Origin of the sequence: Sphingomonas sp. LHG3443-2, from assembly GCF_049896405.1 — a bacterium.
Lineage (GTDB): Bacteria > Pseudomonadota > Alphaproteobacteria > Sphingomonadales > Sphingomonadaceae > Sphingomicrobium.
On record NZ_JAFCUG010000001.1, the window covers coordinates 1205952 to 1223551 of the forward strand.

The 17600-nt window shown below is 63.6% G+C and carries 21 protein-coding genes and 1 tRNA gene; 11 read left to right on the top strand and 11 right to left on the bottom strand.

Annotated elements, in window-relative coordinates; all coding sequences use genetic code 11:
- The first annotated feature begins 86 nt into the window (after positions 1-86).
- The gene (locus ACP69Z_RS05955; protein ID WP_426266605.1) at positions 87-770 is read left to right on the top strand and encodes a response regulator transcription factor; all 684 of its coding nucleotides are present in this window, start codon (positions 87-89) and stop codon (positions 768-770) included.
- Complete coding sequence (locus ACP69Z_RS05960; RefSeq protein ID WP_426266606.1) at positions 764-2110, top strand: sensor histidine kinase; 1347 nt, start codon at positions 764-766, stop codon at positions 2108-2110. The genes ACP69Z_RS05955 and ACP69Z_RS05960 overlap by 7 nt, the downstream gene beginning before the upstream one ends.
- Positions 2111-2629: 519 nt before the next feature.
- Here the strand turns inward: ACP69Z_RS05960 and ACP69Z_RS05965 are convergent.
- Together ACP69Z_RS05965 and asd are read right to left on the bottom strand one after the other, a co-directional pair.
- A complete protein-coding gene (locus ACP69Z_RS05965; RefSeq protein WP_426266607.1) occupies positions 2630-3103 on the bottom strand; it encodes a metallophosphoesterase in 474 nt (157 codons plus the stop codon).
- A 156-nt stretch (positions 3104-3259) separates the two neighbouring features.
- On the bottom strand, positions 3260-4111 hold the full coding sequence (gene asd, locus ACP69Z_RS05970) for an archaetidylserine decarboxylase (RefSeq protein WP_426266608.1): 852 nt from the start codon (positions 4109-4111) through the stop codon (positions 3260-3262).
- A 546-nt stretch (positions 4112-4657) separates the two neighbouring features.
- On the opposite strand from asd, the gene rsgA (ACP69Z_RS05975) reads away from it, so the two are divergent.
- Both rsgA (ACP69Z_RS05975) and rsgA (ACP69Z_RS05980) read left to right on the top strand, forming a co-directional pair.
- A complete protein-coding gene (rsgA, locus tag ACP69Z_RS05975) occupies positions 4658-5044 on the top strand; it encodes a GTPase RsgA (RefSeq protein ID WP_426266609.1) in 387 nt (128 codons plus the stop codon).
- Positions 5045-5058: 14 nt separating this feature from the next.
- The gene (rsgA, locus tag ACP69Z_RS05980) at positions 5059-5562 is read left to right on the top strand and encodes a GTPase RsgA (RefSeq protein WP_426266610.1); all 504 of its coding nucleotides are present in this window, start codon (positions 5059-5061) and stop codon (positions 5560-5562) included.
- Positions 5563-5603: 41 nt separating this feature from the next.
- On the opposite strand, the gene ACP69Z_RS05985 is transcribed toward rsgA (ACP69Z_RS05980), so the two are convergent.
- The 5 genes from ACP69Z_RS05985 to ACP69Z_RS06005 all read right to left on the bottom strand — a co-directional run bounded on the left by ACP69Z_RS05985 (position 5604) and on the right by ACP69Z_RS06005 (position 8566).
- On the bottom strand, positions 5604-6221 hold the full coding sequence (locus ACP69Z_RS05985) for a glutathione S-transferase (RefSeq protein WP_426268057.1): 618 nt from the start codon (positions 6219-6221) through the stop codon (positions 5604-5606).
- Positions 6214-7203: a rhodanese-related sulfurtransferase gene (locus tag ACP69Z_RS05990; RefSeq protein WP_426266611.1), complete on the bottom strand. Its 990-nt coding sequence runs from the start codon at positions 7201-7203 to the stop codon at positions 6214-6216. The genes ACP69Z_RS05985 and ACP69Z_RS05990 overlap by 8 nt, the downstream gene beginning before the upstream one ends.
- Before the next feature lie 464 nt (positions 7204-7667).
- A complete protein-coding gene (locus ACP69Z_RS05995; protein WP_426266612.1) occupies positions 7668-7985 on the bottom strand; it encodes a hypothetical protein in 318 nt (105 codons plus the stop codon).
- A gap of 168 nt (positions 7986-8153) precedes the next feature.
- Positions 8154-8300: a hypothetical protein gene (locus ACP69Z_RS06000; protein WP_426266613.1), complete on the bottom strand. Its 147-nt coding sequence runs from the start codon at positions 8298-8300 to the stop codon at positions 8154-8156.
- Between the two features lie 192 nt (positions 8301-8492).
- Positions 8493-8566 (bottom strand) — tRNA-Gln (locus tag ACP69Z_RS06005).
- Between the two features lie 163 nt (positions 8567-8729).
- Here ACP69Z_RS06005 and ACP69Z_RS06010 point away from each other — a divergent pair.
- A complete protein-coding gene (locus tag ACP69Z_RS06010) occupies positions 8730-9785 on the top strand; it encodes a Ppx/GppA phosphatase family protein (protein WP_426266614.1) in 1056 nt (351 codons plus the stop codon).
- A gap of 10 nt (positions 9786-9795) precedes the next feature.
- Positions 9796-10461 carry an RlmE family RNA methyltransferase gene (locus ACP69Z_RS06015; RefSeq protein ID WP_426266615.1) on the top strand — a complete coding sequence of 222 codons (666 nt, stop codon included), beginning with the start codon at positions 9796-9798 and terminating at the stop codon, positions 10459-10461.
- Here the strand turns inward: ACP69Z_RS06015 and ACP69Z_RS06020 are convergent.
- Complete coding sequence (locus tag ACP69Z_RS06020) at positions 10424-11368, bottom strand: LysR family transcriptional regulator (protein WP_426266616.1); 945 nt, start codon at positions 11366-11368, stop codon at positions 10424-10426. The genes ACP69Z_RS06015 and ACP69Z_RS06020 overlap by 38 nt on opposite strands.
- A 156-nt stretch (positions 11369-11524) precedes the next feature.
- Between ACP69Z_RS06020 and ACP69Z_RS06025 the strand changes: the two genes are divergently transcribed.
- The 4 genes from ACP69Z_RS06025 to ACP69Z_RS06040 all read left to right on the top strand — a co-directional run bounded on the left by ACP69Z_RS06025 (position 11525) and on the right by ACP69Z_RS06040 (position 13379).
- Entirely contained in the window at positions 11525-11770 is a 246-nt protein-coding gene (locus ACP69Z_RS06025; protein WP_426266617.1) for a hypothetical protein, read from the top strand.
- 52 nt (positions 11771-11822) lie between these two features.
- Positions 11823-12371, top strand: a complete 549-nt coding sequence (locus ACP69Z_RS06030) for a GNAT family N-acetyltransferase (RefSeq protein WP_426266618.1) — start codon at positions 11823-11825, stop codon at positions 12369-12371.
- Positions 12368-12550: a hypothetical protein gene (locus ACP69Z_RS06035; protein WP_426266619.1), complete on the top strand. Its 183-nt coding sequence runs from the start codon at positions 12368-12370 to the stop codon at positions 12548-12550. The genes ACP69Z_RS06030 and ACP69Z_RS06035 overlap by 4 nt, the downstream gene beginning before the upstream one ends.
- A 214-nt stretch (positions 12551-12764) precedes the next feature.
- The gene (locus ACP69Z_RS06040) at positions 12765-13379 is read left to right on the top strand and encodes a TylF/MycF/NovP-related O-methyltransferase (RefSeq protein WP_426266620.1); all 615 of its coding nucleotides are present in this window, start codon (positions 12765-12767) and stop codon (positions 13377-13379) included.
- Positions 13380-13415: 36 nt separating this feature from the next.
- On the opposite strand, the gene ACP69Z_RS06045 is transcribed toward ACP69Z_RS06040, so the two are convergent.
- Genes ACP69Z_RS06045 through ACP69Z_RS06055 form a run of 3 tightly spaced genes read right to left on the bottom strand, consistent with a single transcriptional unit; the run spans position 13416 to position 15765 of the window.
- Complete coding sequence (locus ACP69Z_RS06045; protein WP_426266621.1) at positions 13416-13676, bottom strand: hypothetical protein; 261 nt, start codon at positions 13674-13676, stop codon at positions 13416-13418.
- Complete coding sequence (locus ACP69Z_RS06050) at positions 13676-14392, bottom strand: DsbA family protein (RefSeq protein ID WP_426266622.1); 717 nt, start codon at positions 14390-14392, stop codon at positions 13676-13678. Before ACP69Z_RS06050 ends, ACP69Z_RS06045 begins: the two co-directional genes overlap by 1 nt.
- Positions 14389-15765, bottom strand: a complete 1377-nt coding sequence (locus ACP69Z_RS06055) for a M48 family metalloprotease (RefSeq protein ID WP_426266623.1) — start codon at positions 15763-15765, stop codon at positions 14389-14391. The genes ACP69Z_RS06050 and ACP69Z_RS06055 overlap by 4 nt, the downstream gene beginning before the upstream one ends.
- A gap of 108 nt (positions 15766-15873) precedes the next feature.
- Between ACP69Z_RS06055 and argS the strand changes: the two genes are divergently transcribed.
- Positions 15874-17598, top strand: coding sequence for an arginine--tRNA ligase (gene argS, locus ACP69Z_RS06060; protein WP_426266624.1), 1725 nt, complete (start codon positions 15874-15876; stop codon positions 17596-17598).
- Positions 17599-17600: the final 2 nt, after the last annotated feature.

Consider the following 17600-nt stretch of genomic DNA (forward strand, 5'->3'; position numbering starts at 1 on the left):
TAAGTGGCTTTCCTGTCCAGCAGCTGTCGCGAACCGCTTTTCTCTGCCAGCTTCGCGCAAGCTTGGCGGTCTAGGAATGACCTTGAATGGAAGGCACCCGTGTTCTGCTGGTGGAAGACGACCCTGCGCTGGCGCGGGAGATCGTTCGCGTGCTTGAGCGGGACGGCTGGTGCCTCGACCATGTTTCTTGCCTGGCCGAAGCGTTCGAGGCCGTGATCCAGTATCCTTACCGCGCCATCCTGCTCGACCGCCGGCTCCCGGACGGTGACGGTATCGCTCTTGTGCCCGCCGCTCGCGCTCGCCCGTCGGCGCCCTCCATCATCTTTCTTACCGCGCGAGACGAGATTGCCGACCGCATCGAAGGGCTGGACGCTGGTGCCGACGATTACCTCGTCAAACCTTTTGCACTTCAGGAACTGCTCGCAAGACTTCGCGCAGCCTGTCGCCGCCTACCGGCGGGCAGGAAGCCAGAGCCGATCGTTGCAGGTCGTCTGTCCTTCGATCCCGTCAGCCGTGAAGCGCAGGTAAGCGGCCGGTCGCTGAGCCTTCGCCGGCGCGAGTTGGCGCTGCTTGAATTGCTGATCAGTCGGGTCGGACGAGTGGTCCAAAAAACGCACCTCGATACGGAGCTCTACGGGATTGGCGCGGAGGTTTCTGGCAATGCGCTCGAAACGCAGGTGTCGCGTCTCCGCCGAGCTCTCGACGAAGCGGACTCAGGCCTCGAGCTTCGAACAATCCGCGGCGTTGGCTACATGCTCCGGGCATGCTGAAGCGCACGCCATCGTTGGCGTTCCGCGCCAGTGTCGTCTTCATGGCGGTTTATGGCGCCATCTTCCTCGCGGTCATCACGATCAGTGCCATCACGAGTCATCTGGATCGCGGCGGCGGCAATCACCGGGGCGCTGTGCTGGCACTCGACTATGCAACGGCCGATTTGCGCAGGACGGATACCGGGTGGCGCCTCGCCAGCAGCGGCAATTACCGCGACCTTGCCTCCCGCAACCCCAGGTCATGGCTGGTCGTAATCGACGGCAATCGTGTCTTCACCACGGGTGCGGTCGACTCGGATGTGCTGCAGGCGGCGAAGCGTTACCAAGGCTCGATAGATCGAGTCCTCTTCAGGCTTCCGGGCGATGATCCCCGGATCGGGGTCGGCGCTTCGGCGCAGAAGGAGTTCGGCCGGGACATGGTGCTTGTCGCGGCAGGGGGGATCGATCCTGCCACCCTGTCCCGGGTGGAATCCATGCACATCCTGTTGGACCCGAGCGTTCTTCTGGTGCTGCTGGTGATCGCTGTGATCAGCCTGGTGGCGATGCTCGTCGCCGCGCCCTTTCTTGCCCGCGCTGTGCAGCCAATTACTCGTGAAGCTACCTTCATCGGGCCTGACGATCCGGGCGGGCGTCTCGACGAAGGCAAGTCACCGAAGGAATTGCTACCGCTGGTGCGTAGTTTCAACTCCGCGCTCGCCCGGCTTGAGTTGGAACTCGGCCGCCGAAAGCGCTTCATCGCGGATGCCGCGCATGAGCTGAGAACGCCTCTAGCTGTTGTTTCGCTGCGGGTCGAAACGCTCGACGACGAGCGCGGCAAAGAGGATTTACGACGCGGGATGTCGCGGCTGACCCACATCGTCTCGCAAATGCTCGACCTGGAGCGGCTCACCCTCACCAGCGAGACACGATCACGCGTCGATCTTGTCACCATCAGCCGTGACCTTGTCGCCGATCTCGCCCCATCTGCAATCCTGGCAGGCTATGACCTGTCCCTTGCCGCGCCCGAGAAACCCGTGTTCGTGACCGGCGATGCACACGCCATTTCTCGCGCACTGACCAATCTCATCTCCAATTCTATCCTCCATGCAGGCGGTGCCGGAGAGATTACGATCACGGTCCGCGGGAACGGAAGCATCGACGTGACTGACGAGGGGCCAGGAGTGCTCGCCGAGGTGCAGCCCCGGCTCTTCGAGCCTTTCTCGCGCGGTAATCCCAGCGTGGAAGGATGCGGTCTGGGGCTCCACCTGACGCGCGAGATCATGCGCGCTCACCAGGGTGATGTCCGCCTCATCCCGACCAAGCGCGGCGCGACGTTCCGCCTTAGTTTCGTAGAGGGCTGATGTGAGGTTGCGACCTTCCACTTCAGGCAAGTTTCTACCGTGGAGCCCAGTTGGTTTGAGACTCGGCGTCGTGACCGCGACATCTCTCGCCAGTTCTAACACCACCATTCTGATTCTGGTGGTTAGCCAAAACCCAAACGGGGGGAGTCTACTCGTTGACCCCTCGACGGGCAGGCTTTCGAAGCGTGATCAGCCACATGTCTGGGACAGCTCCTATTCGCAGGGGCAGGATGCTGGTCCCAAGCCCCGCGCTGACCACGAGCGCCTTCCCATTTTCCTTTACGACACCGCACCCATAGCGTGCGCCATATTGCGATGCGTATGATTTCGCGCCGACCAGAGGCAGTCTGATCTGGCCACAATGAGTATGACCGGCAACCATCAATGGGACGCGTGACGGGAGATTCGGAAACGGATCCGGGCTGTGTGACATGAGGATAGGCACACCGCGTAGCTTGCCCATCGCGTCTAAGGTTTTTCCGAGGTCCTCGTGGCCGGTGAGGCTGTCATCAACACCGCCTATGGACAGGGGCCCCGCAGACACAGCGCTGTTATCGAGGATATGAACGCCTGCATCCTTGAGCGCGCGACGAGCGGCAGCGGCGTTGCGCCAATGATCGTGGTTGCCGAGAACGGCGAAAGGCCGAGCCTGGCTTCAAGACCAGCGAGCGGCGCAATAGCCTCGTTGAGCGAATAGATGCGCGTTGCCGGCAGCTTGTCGCTCACCAAGTCGCCGGTGATGAAGATGACGTCAGGCTTGAGAGCATTAGCTTGAGCGACGATCCGACGCAGCCGTGATGGCGGCATGTCCGGGGCTGCGACATGGATGTCGGTCATCAACAGAACGCGGAGCTTGGTAGGGATGGCATCCACCGGAAGCAGTGGGAGTTCCACCTCGCGTACAACGGGGTCGGAGATCGCCGTCCAATAGGCCCAGCCGACTGCCGTCAGTCCTGCACCGACCGCCAGCAGTATGATCCGCAAAATCTTCACTGATCGTGTTCTGCATGAGGATTGAGTCAGCTGCAAATGACCGCCAAAGAGGTCTGCCAACATCTTTCACTGGCCGACGGAGCAGATGTCCGCCTTCCGGACATTGCGGGCATCAAACTTGCTCTGCGATGCCGGTTTCGCAGGCTTCCATTGTCTTCAGCTCGGACGGTTGCCCATCACCTCGCCAAGGCGGACAGGGCGTTCCGGTGTCCAATCAGAGTTGAATGTGATTGCGTTATGCCTGAACAGCATGACGACCGTCGATCCGAGGAGGAAGCGGCCCATCTCCTCGCCTTGCTTCAGCACTATATTCTGATCGGCATAGTTCCACTCAGACACCTTCCCGGTGCGCTTAGGATTGACGACGCCTTGCCACACCGTTGCGATGCTGCCGACAATGGTGGCGCCGACCAAGACCATCACAAAAGGACCGTGCTCCGTCGAGTCAAAGACGCAGACGACGCGCTCATTGCGAGCGAACAAGTTCGGCAGGCCCCGCGCCGTCACGGGATTCACGGAGAAGAGCGTTCCCGGCACATAGATCATCCTGGTGAGGCGCCCCTCGCAAGGCATGTGCAAGCGGTGGTAATCCTTCGGCGCCAAATAGAGGTTCGCGAAGCTGCCGTGGCGGAAGTTGGCAGCGAGGGCCGCGTCGCCGCCAACTAAGTCGGTCGTCGTGAAGCGGTGGCCCTTGGCCTGCATGATGTGGTGGTCGTCGATGGCGCCGAACTGGCTGATGGCACCGTCCACGGGGCAGATGAAATCAGCTGTCGCGATAGGGCGCGCGCCAGCCTTGAGCGGTCGCGTGAAGAAGTCGTTGAAGCTTCGGTAGTGGCCGAGGTCCTCATGTTCAGCCTCGCTCATATCAACGTCGTATTTCCGCACGAACCAGCGGATCAGCCGCGTAGTGGCCGCGCCGCCATTGGTGCCCGCCACAAGCCCTGCGAAGGAGGTAAGGCCCTGCTTGGGCAGCAGATGTTGAAGCAGGATCTTCAGGCGGTCGGACAACGATATTCTTCCACACAGATTGAAGCCAAGGAGCTCGTCACGAAGCGCACGGACCCGATCGTACGTTCCGGTAAGCTTGCGTCCACAAGGAACCGGGACTTGTTACGATCCAGTAGGTCGTGAAACCAGACGGGCCCGACCTGAACCAGGATCGAAACTCACCTTGCCGCTCGCCTGGATGAGAGCGATCCGGGTGCAAGTGTACCCCTTAGACCGATTCCGGTGTTGTACGTGCAGACCACTTGGAGCCATCAGCCTTGCCACGTAAGACGAACTACGACTTCGAGCGTCGCGAGCGCGAACGAAACAAGGAAGCAGAGACGGCCAGGAAGGCGAAAGCCAAGGCTGACAAGAAAGCTTCCGACCACGCGAATCCCGACATGCCTGAAACCGGTGACGCTTAGCGGGATGGCGGGGGAATCACCCAGTCAGATAGACGCTCCGACCCTTTTGGAGCTCGGGTTGAAGCCGTTCTTCAGCGACCAATTACCGGCAGAGGAGCAGCGGGGGGCCCAGCCAGTCCGAGTGATGTCCGTGCATCGCGGAATGGTGACCGTAGCAGGCGACGGTCTTCAGGATTCGATCTCTTCCAGCGTGCCGAACCCGAGTGGTCCCGAGGACAGGCCCACGGTCGGCGACTGGCTACTGGTCGACGCTAATGATCATAGCATAATTCGCATTCTCGACCGAGCAAGCCTGTTCAAACGCACGGCTCCGGGAGACGATCGCCGGGTCCAGCCGATCGCAGCCAACGTCGACACGCTGTTCGTAGTCACTTCCTGCAACCAGGACTTCAACGTCGCGCGGATCGAGCGCTATCTGGTCCTCGCCGGCGAGACCGGCGTTCGGCCCGTTATTGTGCTGACCAAGGCAGATCTGTCCCCTGAGCAGGCCCAATTCGTTGACGCCGCGCTCGCTGCAGGCCGGGGTTGAGGTGCGCTTGGTTGATGCGCGCTCACGAAGCAGTGTTGCCAGCCTCGCTGAGCACTGCGGGATCGGAGAAACAGTTGCGTTGGTGGGATCTTCCGGCGTCGGGGAAATCGACTCTCGTCAACACGCTTACGGCCTCGAACGCTGCAGCGACGCAGCCGGTTCGCGAAGAGGACGGTAAAGGTCTGCACACGACTATTGTCAGGCAGATGCATCGCTTGGGGTATGGCCCGACCGGGGGCGGCTGGCTGATAGATACGCCTGGTATGCGCGAGCTGCAGATGTCCGAGGTGAGCGCCGGAGTTGCAGAAGTGTTCGACGACATCGTCGCGATCACGCTGCAATGCCGCTTCACCAACTGCACGCACACCGATGAGCCACAATGCGCGATCCGTATCGCTACTGTCGCAGAGGCGCTCGACCCGGCGCGCCTTGCGAGGTGGCGCAAGTTGACCGACGAGGATGCCGCGAACAGCGGGATTGCAGCGCGAAGGCGCGCCCGTTCAGGGAAGACCCGATAGAAAGAAATGAGCCGCGGCCGGTGAGTCAAACCTAGCGATTGCTAGCGGAAGGAAGGGTCTACCGGCAGCCGCTGAGTTGCCTTCGCCATGATTGCGGCAAACAAATCGGATCGCAGGTGAGCATCCAGCCAAGCCTGCAGTCGTGGCAGCTGCTCGCGGCCGAACCACAACGGGTCCACAGCAGCAAATTGCCGAACAAAAGGCATGATCGCCGCATCTGCGAGGCCGCGGTGCGAGCCGGCAAGCTGAGCGGAGCGGGAGAGCCTGGCTTCCAGCGTCCTCAGGAATGCCAATGCCCGCTCACGATGAACGACCGGGTCGGCGCCGTGCTTCGCCGGATATTTGTAACGGTCGAGATCGTGCTTGAAGGGTCCGTCGTTCGCCGCAATCAACTCCGGATCATCACGCTCCAGCCATCCTTCCGGATCGCTGCGCGCAAGTGCCCAGCGCATGATGTCGAGGCTCTCGTCGAGCACGCGGCCATCGGACAGAACCATGACGGGCACGGTGCCTTTCGGCGAGGCTGCCAACAGTGCGGCGGGTTTTGCGCGAAGCGCCACTTCGCGCGCGTCGTACCATGTGCCGCTGATGGCCAGCGCCATTCGTGCCCGGATCGCGTACGGGCAGCGGCGGAAGGTGTAGAGGATAGGATCAGGCAGGGCAGTTCTTCGGCCGCTTCGGCTGCGCTGCGCCGACGTGCGGCTGTCCCCGCGCGGCGGCGAGCGTCTCCTGCCGATGGCGTTCACGGTAGGACGCCCGGTCTTCCTCCGTGCGTTCGGCATGGCAGGCAGCGCAGCTCGCACCGGCCTCGAACAGTGGCGAGGTTCGGCCTTCCGGACTGACCGGGCGGCGGCAGGCACGGCACAGTTCATGACTGCCTGGCGCAAGGCCGTGGCCGACCGCGACCCGCTCGTCGAATACGAAGCACTCTCCGCGCCAAAGGCTTTCGGCCTCCGGCACGGTTTCGAGATATTTGAGAATGCCGCCCTTTAGGTGATGCACCTCCTCGACGCCTTCGCTTTTCAGGAAAGCGGTCGATTTCTCGCAGCGAATGCCACCGGTGCAGAACATGGCGACCTTGGGCTGTTTCCCTCGTCCGAGCAGTTCGTCACGCGAGGCTCGAAACCAGGCCGGGAAGTCGCGAAAGCTGGCAGTCCGGGGATCGATCGCACCGGCAAAGGTCCCGACCGACACCTCGTAGTCGTTCCGCGTGTCGATCACGATCGTATCGGGGTCGGAGATCAGCGCATTCCAGTCCGCTGGCTCGACATAGGTCCCGGCACCGGTCGAAGGATCGACCGCTTCCTGACCCATTGTCACGATCTCGCGCTTCACGCGCACTTTCATTCGGTGAAACGGCATGGCGGCTGAAGTGGACAGCTTCACGTCAAGGTCGAGGCAGCCAGGCAAGGCCCGGATGTGCTCGAGCACTGCGCAGATCGCCTCCTTTGATCCGGCAATGGTGCCGTTGATGCCCTCGGGTGCAAGTAGCAGAGTGCCGTGAACGCCCGTCTGCTGGCACAGCTCGTCCAAAGGCTGCTTCAAGCTCTCGCAATCGGCGAAACGCGTGAACCTGTACAAGGCCGCTACGACGGTGGGCGTGGGTGATTCAGAACGCAGGGAGGGCATCGACGCGGTCATAACGCTGCGTCGGCGGCAGGTCACCACATGAGCATGCTAGCGGTGCTGTTCGTGCCAGTCCGCTCCCACAATCGCTGAGAGTAGTGCCGCTCAGCGGCGGCCTGCCCTTTGGAACAGCCAAGTCCTAGCCTGTCGTAAAGCATGTCAGACAACTCGGCGTTCAAAGGCGTCGAGTGAATCAAGGCTCCTCAGCAGCATGGGTGGAGCCCTCAATGCCTTTTCATGATGTCGCCAAGGAAGCCGCTCACTGCCGACTTGTGGCGAAAGAATTGCAAGGAAGGCCGGAGGTGCCGGTCCTGCTTAAGCTCGCATGTGAGTTTGACCGGCTCAATGAGCGCCGTAAATTACACGGCAGAGATCATGCGGGTGACAAGCCGCTTTCCTGAGAAGAGTGCTGCTCAAGATGTCGGCTGCTCATCCACAGCGAATTACTCGAGAGGATCAGCCGACCCGTTTCGATCCGCTCACAATGGCTTCTCACCGTGGTCGAGCAAGCCTTGCAAGGCCTTGTCGAGGCGGGTGCTGCAGCAGGCGAAAGCATCGGCGACGCTCTCAAGCTCGCTGAGGAGCCATTGATCGCCATGTCGATAAAGAGCTTGTTCCCCGCCTATGCTGATGCCGGGCTTGGCGTGGACAAGGTTGTTTCTGGTGCCGACGAGCGCGTGGAAGTCGGCGGCTGCAGCCCTCAGGTCCTGCTCCTCATCCGAGCTTCCAAGACCCTTCACAAGATGCAGCAAGGTATCGGCTACCTGGCCAGCTGTACGGTCTTCGAGTTCAATCATGCTCCCTGGCTCAATTCGTTCACAGCACCAGATCGCATGCCACTCCAGCCGTGCGAAGCAGTAGACAGCCAGGCCTATGGCGGACGCGTAGTCAGGGCGAACTGACACTAGCAAACGTTCATCGGTCATGCTGCTGAGACTACAATGGGAACGACCCGGGTCAGAACCTCATGCCCCATGCTGCCTGATGTTCTCTCGAACGCGTTCGTCCAGGGCGTCGGACTCATTCTGGCGTGCTGCTATCTTCTCTTCGGTATTTTCCGCCAGCCGCTTTTCCCGCGCAGTTTCAGTCTCGACATATTTCTTCTTGCTCATGAGGTCTCCATCGCCACCTGCTGGCGGTTCGTTGTATGTGGTTCTCAGAGGGTGAGCCAGCCCAGTTAGGGATTGCATGGCTGCAGCTGTGTCCGACAATTCGAGCTCACCAGGAAGCACGTCCAAGGCGCACACGGGCTCGGCAGGTGAACGAGGGGCCGCTTCTCTGGCCTACTTCCTGGCGGAAAGAAGTGGATGCCCGACGTGGATTCGAACCACGATTGACGGAGTCAGAGTCCGTAGTCTTACCATTAGACGATCGGGCATCAGGCGCGCCTCGGCGCGACGACAGGGGGCAGCTAAGGTGCCCGTCCCACGCTGTCAACGCCTTTGCGGCAACTTGCGCTAGGGCTTCAATCTGGCTTAAGCCTGCTCTCAAGTCAGCCGGTCCGATATCCCGGGCGGGTGCAGGTTAGTGGAATTGAAGCGATGGCATCCGTGTCTGCCAGCGCGCCGATGCCGGGTCGTCCGGCCGGGCACCGGACGAATAGTCGCTCCCCCGCAGCGAACCCTCCGCCACAGCAGCCTTATGCGGCGATCGACCTTGGCACCAACAACTGCCGCTTGCTGATTGCGCGCCCGACCAGCGGCGGCTTTACCGTGGTGGACGCCTTTTCGCGCATCGTCCGGCTGGGCGAAGGCCTCGCCACCAGCGGCCGCTTGACTCAGGAGGCGATGGACCGCGCAGTCGAGGCGCTGAGCGTTTGCGCCGACAAGCTGCGCCGCCGCCGCGTTGGCCTTGCTCGCTCGGTCGCGACCGAAGCCTGCCGCCGCGCCGCCAACGGCCGTGACTTCATCGAGCGGGTGCGAGAAGAAACCGGTATCGCGCTAGAGATCATCCCGCCACAGGAAGAAGCCCGGCTGGCGGTCCTCGGCTGTCACAAGTTGCTGGAGCCGGGCGACGGCCCCGCGATCATCTTCGACATTGGCGGAGGATCGACCGAACTGGTGCTGGTGGAGCCGGGCGGAGCTGATGCCAATCCCCGGATCAAGGCGTGGTGGAGTGCGCCGTGGGGCGTCGTATCGCTCACGGAAAGCGAGGGAAGGGTGGCGATCGAAGGGCCAGACCGTGTGGTCGCCTACGCCCGAATGAAGGCGCGGGCGGCCCGCGCCTTCGACAATTTCGCGCAGCTTCTGCCCGATCGCACGCCCAACATCCGTCTGCTCGGCACCAGCGGGACGGTGACCACCTTGGCGAGCGTCCACCTTGCCCTTCCAAGCTATGATCGCCGCGCGGTGGATGGCTTGCACGTGCCGATCGAGGCCATGCGTGATATCTCGACCCGGATCGCGGAGATGGACTTCGACGGCCGCTCGGCGCTGCCTTGCATCGGCTCGGAGCGGGCCGACCTGGTGGTCGCCGGCTGCGCCATCCTTGAAGCGATCCTCGACATCTGGCCGGCCGCCCACCTCGGCATCGCCGACCGCGGCATCCGAGAAGGTATCCTGCGCAGCCTCATGGCCCGCGACGGGCACGTCCTGTAAGCGCCGCCCCATGACAACCCGCGTCAAGACCGCCAAGGGGCGCAAGGTCGGCTCCACCAAGTGGCTGCAGCGGCAGCTCAACGATCCGTACGTCAAGAAAGCCAAGGCCGAAGGCTATCGCAGCCGGGCGGCCTACAAGCTCCTCGAGCTGGACGAGAAGTTCCGTTTCCTGCGTGGCTCGAAGTCGGTGGTCGACCTTGGCATTGCGCCTGGTGGATGGAGCCAGGTGGTGCGCAAGAAGTGCCCGCAGGCCGCGGTGGTGGGCATCGACTTCCTCGAAGTCACGCCGCTCGACGGGGTTACCATCCTCCACATGGACTTCACCGACCAAGGTGCCGACGCGCGGCTGAAGGAAGCGCTGGGCGGCGAGGCGGATCTCGTGCTGTCGGATATGGCCGCCAACACCGTCGGCCACCCGCAGACCGATCACCTGCGCACCATGGGGCTGGTCGAGCTTGGCCTTGAGTTCGCCAAGGACGTGCTGAAGCCTGGCGGTGCGTATGTTGCCAAGGTGCTGGCCGGCGGGACCGACCACCAGCTGCTCGCCGAACTGAAGAAGCATTTCACGACCGTGAAGCATGCCAAGCCGCCTGCCAGCCGCAAGGATTCCAGCGAATGGTATGTGGTGGCGCAGGGCTTCAAGGGCCGACGGGAAGAGGCACCGGCGAAAGACTAGGCTCGGCCGGCTCGGTATCGCGGATGTGGCGCATGAGCCGCTCGTAGAGAAAGTCGGTCACCAATCGCACGCTCGGCACATGCCGCACCCGCTCGTGCGTCAGGAGCCACAGCTTGCGTTCATGATGGCGCGTCGGCCGCAGGCATTGCAGCAGGTCAGGGTCGGCCCGCGCGACGATGACCGGCAGCACGCCGACGCCGAGCCCGGACTTGATCCCCGACAGCAAGCCGTTGCTTCCGTCGTAATGCATCGTCACGCGGCTCAAGAGACCCATCTCTTCCAGCCAGCCGGAGTAGACCCGCCACAGCCCGCCGCCGCCGCCGCCGATGATGTCATGCTCTAGGAGGTCGCGGCGGTTCTTCGGCAGCCCTTTGCGCGCCGCATAGTCGCGGCTGCAGTAGAGCGCCCAATCGTCGTTCTGGATGACCCGGCCCACCAGCCCTTCCGCCTGGTGCGAAGCGGTTGAGCGGAGCGCGATATCGGCTTCGCCGGCGCCAAGGTCGCGTAGCTCGCGGGTACAGTCGAGCTCGATCCGTATGTCTGAATGAAGGGTGTGGAATTCGCGCAGCCAGGGCGTCAGCAGGGTGACCGCAAACACCTCCTCGGTGGTGATCCGCACCGTCCCGCCCTGGGCCCGCGATTGCGCCCGTGCCTGCGCCTCGATCGCCAGCGCCGAGCGTTCCAGCGTCTCGGCAAGCGGCAACACTGCTTCGCCAGCCTGCGTCAGGCGGTAGCCATGCGCCCGGCGCTCGAACAATTTGACGCCAAGCGCTTCCTCCAGCGCAGACACCCGCCGCGCCGCAGTGGATTGGCTGATCCGCAGTGACTTGCCGGCGGCAAGCGTGCTGCCCTGCCGGGCCACGGCCAGAAACACCCGCCAATCGCTCCATTCGGGTTCGAGCATCATGCTGCTGCTTTTATCGCATTTGACCCGGCTGCCGTTATGCAAGAATGACGAACCGGTCGGCGACAACAATGCTCACGCTGCCGCGGCCAGGCGCCTACATGAAAGCTCAGACGCCGGCGTCATCCTTGCAACCCGTCAGACAGACAGGTGGATGACATGAAGATGATTGTGACCTTCCTGAGCGCGGCGTTGGTCGCCGCTCCCTCCATTGCCGCACCCGTTCCCGTGCAGGACCGCATCGCTGACCTGTGCAGCGTGTCGAGCACCGATCTCGAGGGACAGCGCCTCGCCAAGGCTTGCCGCGCCGACGTGCGAGCGCGCTTCGAAGCGGAGCGCCTTGCGGATGCGAAAGCCAATCGGCCGCTCCGCACGGCTGCGGACGACACTCGCAGGGCGCGCTGAGGCTCGAGACTGACAGGTTGACCGGCGTCATGCTCCGCGCTCATCACGGAGCATGACCCCGCCGACGCTAGAAACCGAACGCCTCATCCTCGGCGAGATCCGCGAGGAGGATCTCGATGGATGGGCCGAACTGATGGGCGATCCCGACAGCGCCCGCTATATCGGCGGCACGCTCAATCGGGCCCAGTCGTGGCGGGCGATGGCGAGCTTCGCGGGCTGCTGGTCACTCAAGGGCTTCGGCATGTTTTCGGTGGTCGAGAAGGCAAGCGGGCGCTGGATCGGCCGGCTCGGGCCGTGGCAGCCGGAAGGCTGGCCCGGAACCGAAGTTGGCTGGAGCATCCTCAAGTCCGCCTGGGGGCAGGGCTATGCCGCGGAGGGCGCCACGGCGGCGATCGACTGGGCGTTTGCCAATCTTGGCTGGCATGAAGTCATCCACGTCATCCACGTCGAGAATGTGCGCTCGATCGCGTTGGCCGAGCGGCTCGGTTCCACCGACCTTGGCCCACGCGTGCTGCCGGCGCCGCTCGACAAGTATAACGTCCACGCCTGGGGCCAGCCGCGCGAGCAGTGGCTGGCGAGGCGCGCCGCCGGCAGCCGGTGAAGCGCACCCGCCTTCGCATCTGCAAGGCCAAGCGCGCCTATCCCGGCGAAGCCGAAGCCCGCGCCGCTGCCGCTGACACCGGCCTCGACCTGCGCCCCTACCGCTGTGACCGCTGCGGAGCCCACCACCTCACCAGCCGCCGCAAGGGCAAGCGCATTCCGCGGCCAGCTGCACCCTAGGAGCCCTGCCCCGAAACGGGACCGCTTCACTCCGCTCTCACCCATCTTGGCGAGGAAGCATGTATACAGGGGTGAGACTGGCCGCTTATGACTTCATGAGGGAGGAGCCCATGGCCCAAGCTTCACTGGTTAACCGCCTGCGTTACGTTCTGGATCGCCAGATCAAGACGAGGGGTTACTTCCGGGAAATCTGGTATCTCGCTACAATTTCCAGATGTTCCCGCGCCAATTGTGCTTCCTCGCCAATGCTCTGGACGGCGTCAGGGACGTTCCGGGCGGCATCGTCGAAATCGGCTGCGCGCATGGGCTGACCACGACCTTTCTCTATGAATATATGACGCAGTCGGGGTTCAAGAAGGACTATCTTTGCATCGATATGTTCGATGGCTTTACCGAGGGCGACCTTAGCCACGAGTTCGATGAGCGCGGCAACAGCAACAAATGGATCTCTGGCCTCTTCAAGGACAATGACGCGCAGTGGTTCAAGGAATCCTTGGCCAAGCGCTCGATCAACGATGTCAGGATCATCAAGGGCGACATCTCGGCGCTGCCGACCGATGCCCTGCCCGAGAAGATCGCCTTCTGCCTGCTCGATGTTGATCTCTACAAGCCAGTCCAGTCAGGCCTGCAGAAGGTCTGGGAGCGCCTGTCGCCGGGTGGAATCATCGTCGTCGATGATTGCTGGGTGTCCTACGACCGACCGCAACTCGAGAAGATCGCCGAAGCCTATGACGGCGCACTTGCCGCTTACCGCGAATTCGTGAAGGCGCACGGTCTGCCGGAGGAAGTCGTCGAGATGAAGCTCGGGGTCATTCGCAAGCCCTTGTGACCCTCGGTACTGCGCCTTGATCGTAAATCAGCGCGCTCAATCGCCGCCAGCGGCCGCCATCAGGTCCATGAGATTGCGCGCCGCGTCACGGTCGGCGGGGTCGGGGAAGGCGACGTCGAGATCCGGTGCGCTGCCCAGCGTGTAGAGCAGCGACCAGAGGGCGAAGCGCTGTTCGCGATCGGTGGCGAGCCCGAGGTCCACGGTCAGCCGCTCGATCCCGGCCTCGAGCCCGGACGGCGTCACCGCGGCGAGGTCGGTGGTTCCGAACGCCCGGTGCAGGATGTCGTCGATCGTCACTAGTCTTTTGCGGCCCGCGCGTCGGCGATCGCTTTCTTCAGCGCATCATAGCCGACGGCGCCGTTCAGCACCTTGTCGCCGACGATGAACAGCGGCGTTCCCGTGGCGCCGAGCTGCTGGGCGAGTTGGAAGTTCTTGCGCAACTCGCCGTCGATCTCGGGCGAGGATGGGACTGCCGCCGGGACGCCCGCTGCGGCCGCTGCCTTGGCAAGCGTCGGCTGGCTCGGCCGACCGGCCGCGTACAGCGCATCGTGGAACGCCATGAAGCGGCCCGACTGGCTCGCGCCCAGTGCCATGCGCGCCGCAACTTCGCTCTCGGGTCCGAGAATCGGGAATTCGCGATAGACCACCTTGAGCTTGGGATCTTCCTTCACCAGCCGGGCGATGACCGGCAGCGACGCCTTGCAGTAGCCGCAGGCGTAATCGTAGAATTCGACCAAGGTCACGTCGCTATCCTTGGCGCCCTGCCAGGATGAACCGAACGGAGTCTCGAGCGCGGCGCGATTGGCCGCCAGCACCGGCGCAAACTGGTTCTCGCGCAAGGCATCGGCGGTTTCGACCAGGATGGTCGGGTTCTCCAGCATTGCCTTGCGCACGATCTGCCCGGCCCAGCCACCCTGCACCGCCGCAACCGCCAGCGCGACGGTAGCGATGGCACCCCCGGCCGCACCCGCCAACAAGGTGACGAGCCCGCTTCTGCCCTTTGCTTCACTCACTTGGATGAACGTCCCCGACCCTTGCGGTCCTTTTCGACCTCGGTGCGGCTTACCATGGCGATGTCCTGGGCACGAAGGAAATCGGGAGTGCCCTGCGGGATGCCCTTCAGCGCCCGCTCGGCGCTGGCAAGTGCGAGCTTGGGCTCGCCTTCCAGGCTATAGCGCTCGGCGGTCGCCAATGCAGCGCGGGGCATGTCGCCCTTGCGGTCGTAGATGACGCCGAGCTGATACCAGGCGAACGGCTGCTCGTTGTCGCGGCCGATCGACGCGCGCAGCACCTTCTCGGCCTCGGGCAGATTGTCGTTCTTCTCGGTCGCCAGCAGGGCGTGGCCGAGCATCGCCTGGATCATCGGCTGGTCGGGCGCCTTCGCGACCGACAGGCGAAGCGGTTCGAGCGCCTCGGTCGGCTTGCCGCTTTCGAGCAGGATCTGGCCCTTGAGCTCAAGATAGAAGGGGTCCTGCGGCGCGGTGGCCAGTAGCGCGTCGGCTTCCTTGAGCGCGGCATCGCGGTCGCCCATCCGGTGATAGGCATAGGCGCGGGCATAATGCGCCGGAACGCTTTGGTCGCTCTTGGGATAGGTGCGAAGCACCCCTTCCTTGTCGCTGATGTAGCCGATCAGCTTGGCCCGGACCCGCTGGAAACGCGCTTCCAGGGCGGCATCGGTCTGCCGGCTCCAGGCTGGGTCTTTCTTGTAGAGGTCGGTCAGCGTCGCGACGCGTTCGCTGCTCAGCGGGTGGGTGCGGTTGTAGCTGTCGGTCGCATAGACGGCGAGGCGATATTCCTGGTTCTGCAATTTTTTGAAGAACTGGATCGAGCCTTGGCCCGACACGCCCGCCTTGCTGAGATAGGAGACGCCGGCAAGATCGGCGCTGGTTTCCTGCGCGCGGGTAAAGGCGAGGAACTGACCCATCGCCACTTGCTGGCCAAGCGCCATCGCGCCCATGCCCGCTTCGCCGGCGCCCGCCGCCATGGCCAGGCCGCCGAGCACCAGGCTGAGGATGCTGATCCCGGTTGCCTGCTTGGCCCCTTCGCCCGAGCGGATCACGTGCCCGCCGACGACGTGGCCAAGCTCGTGGGCGATCACGCCCTGTACCTGATTGGCATTGTCGGCCTGGGTGAGGAGGCCGGTGTGGATGTAGACCACCTGTCCGCCGGCGACGAAGGCGTTGATCTCGGGATCGTTGATCAGCACGATCTTGACGTTTTTGGGATCAAGCTTCGCCGCTTCGATCAGCGGCTTGGACATGTCCGCGAAGAGCTTCTCGGTTTCGCTATCGCGAAGGATGGATTGAGCCGCTGCGGGCTGGACCGCCGCCAGCCCAAGGGCGAGGAAAAGCATCAGCCGGGGGCCGAGCGGGTTCACGCGTCGCATGGGTTGGTCCACTCCGGCACGGCGGCTGAACGGGGGGTGACTGTTGCCCGCAGACTGGCGTAAAGGCATGTCCCTTCCTGACACAAACTTCGAGCGATTGCCAAAGCCTTGAGCCTGTTTGCCACCTTCACCGATCACCTGAACCGCATCCTCGACGAACTGGCCGCTGCCGGCTCGATCCCGGCCGACCTGCCGCGCGGAAACATCACGGTGGAGCCACCGCGAGACGCCTCTCATGGCGACCTGTCGACCAATGCGGCGATGGTGCTGGCAAAGCCCGCGGCGACCAACCCGCGCGCACTTGCCGGGCTGCTGGTGCCGGCGTTGCAAGCGGTTCCAGGCGTTGCCGAGGTGCAGATCGCGGGCCCTGGCTTCATCAATCTCAAGCTGTCGGACGATGTCTGGCGCGAGGAGCTTCGCCGCATCGCTGCGGACGGCGCGAACTATGGCCTGAGCGACATCGGCAGGGGCCGCCGGGTCAATGTCGAATATGTCTCGGCCAACCCGACCGGGCCGATGCACATGGGCCATTGCCGCGGCGCCGTGGTGGGCGACGCCCTGTCGCGCCTGCTCGCCGCCGCCGGCTTTGCGGTGACCAAGGAATATTACGTCAACGACGCCGGCCGCCAGGTCGACACGCTCGCCCGCTCTGCCCACCTCCGCTATCGCGAGGCGCTGGGCGAAGAGATCGGCGACATTCCCGAGGGCCTTTACCCCGGCGAATATCTGAAGCCGGTCGGGACCTTGCTCGCCGCGGAATATGGCGACCGGATGGTGGCGGCGCCTGAAACCGAATGGCTGCCTGCCTTCCGTGAGAAAACGGTGGCGGCCATGCTCGATCTCATCCGCCACGACCTGTCGCTGCTGGGCGTCCGCCACGATCTCTTCTCCTCGGAGGCCGAGGTGGTGGCGTCGGGCGCCGCCGACCGCGCGATGGACTCGCTTCGCGCCAAGGACCTCGTCTACGAAGGCGTGCTGGAAGCCCCCAAGGGCAAGGCGCCCGAGGATTGGGAGCCGGTTGAGCTCACCCTGTTCCGCTCGACCAGGTTCGGCGACGACCAGGACCGGCCGATGAAGAAGTCGGACGGCAGCTGGACCTATTTCGGCGTCGATACCGCTTACCACCTCCAGAAGCTCGAGCGCTCGGACGAGCTCATCAACATCTGGGGCGCCGACCATTCGGGCACCGTCAAGCGCACCCAGGCCGCCGTCGCCGCGCTAGCCGGGCGTGACGTGCTCGACGTCAAGCTGGTGCAGATGGTGCAGCTGCTGCGCGCCGGCGAACCGGTGAAGATGAGCAAGCGGGCCGGCAATTTCGTCACCCTCGCCGATGTGGTGCGCGAAGTCGGCAAGGACGTGGTCCGCTTCATCATGCTGACCAAGCGGCCGGACACGATGCTCGACTTCGACTTCGCCAAGGTGGTCGAGGCGTCCAAGGATAACCCGGTCTTCTACGTCCAATATGCGCACGCCCGTGTCTCGAGCCTCAAGCGCAAGGCGGCGGAAGCAGGGCTGGACGTTGGCCACGCCGACCTGTCGCTGCTCGACGCTGAAGAACTCGCCATGGTTCGCCACGCCAGCCACTACCCACGCGTGGTCGAGGCGGCGGCGCTGGCGCATGAGCCGCATCGCATCGCCTTCTATCTTTATGACCTTGCCGCTGCTTTCCACGCGCTGTGGAACCGCGGCAACGACGATCCCTCGCGCCGCTTCCTTATCGAGGGCGAGCCCCAGCTCAGCGCGGCTCGGCTGGCGCTGGCGTCGGCCGTGGCACAGGTGATCGGCAACGGGCTGGCCTTGATGGGCGTTGAGGCAGCCGAGGAGATGCGCTGACC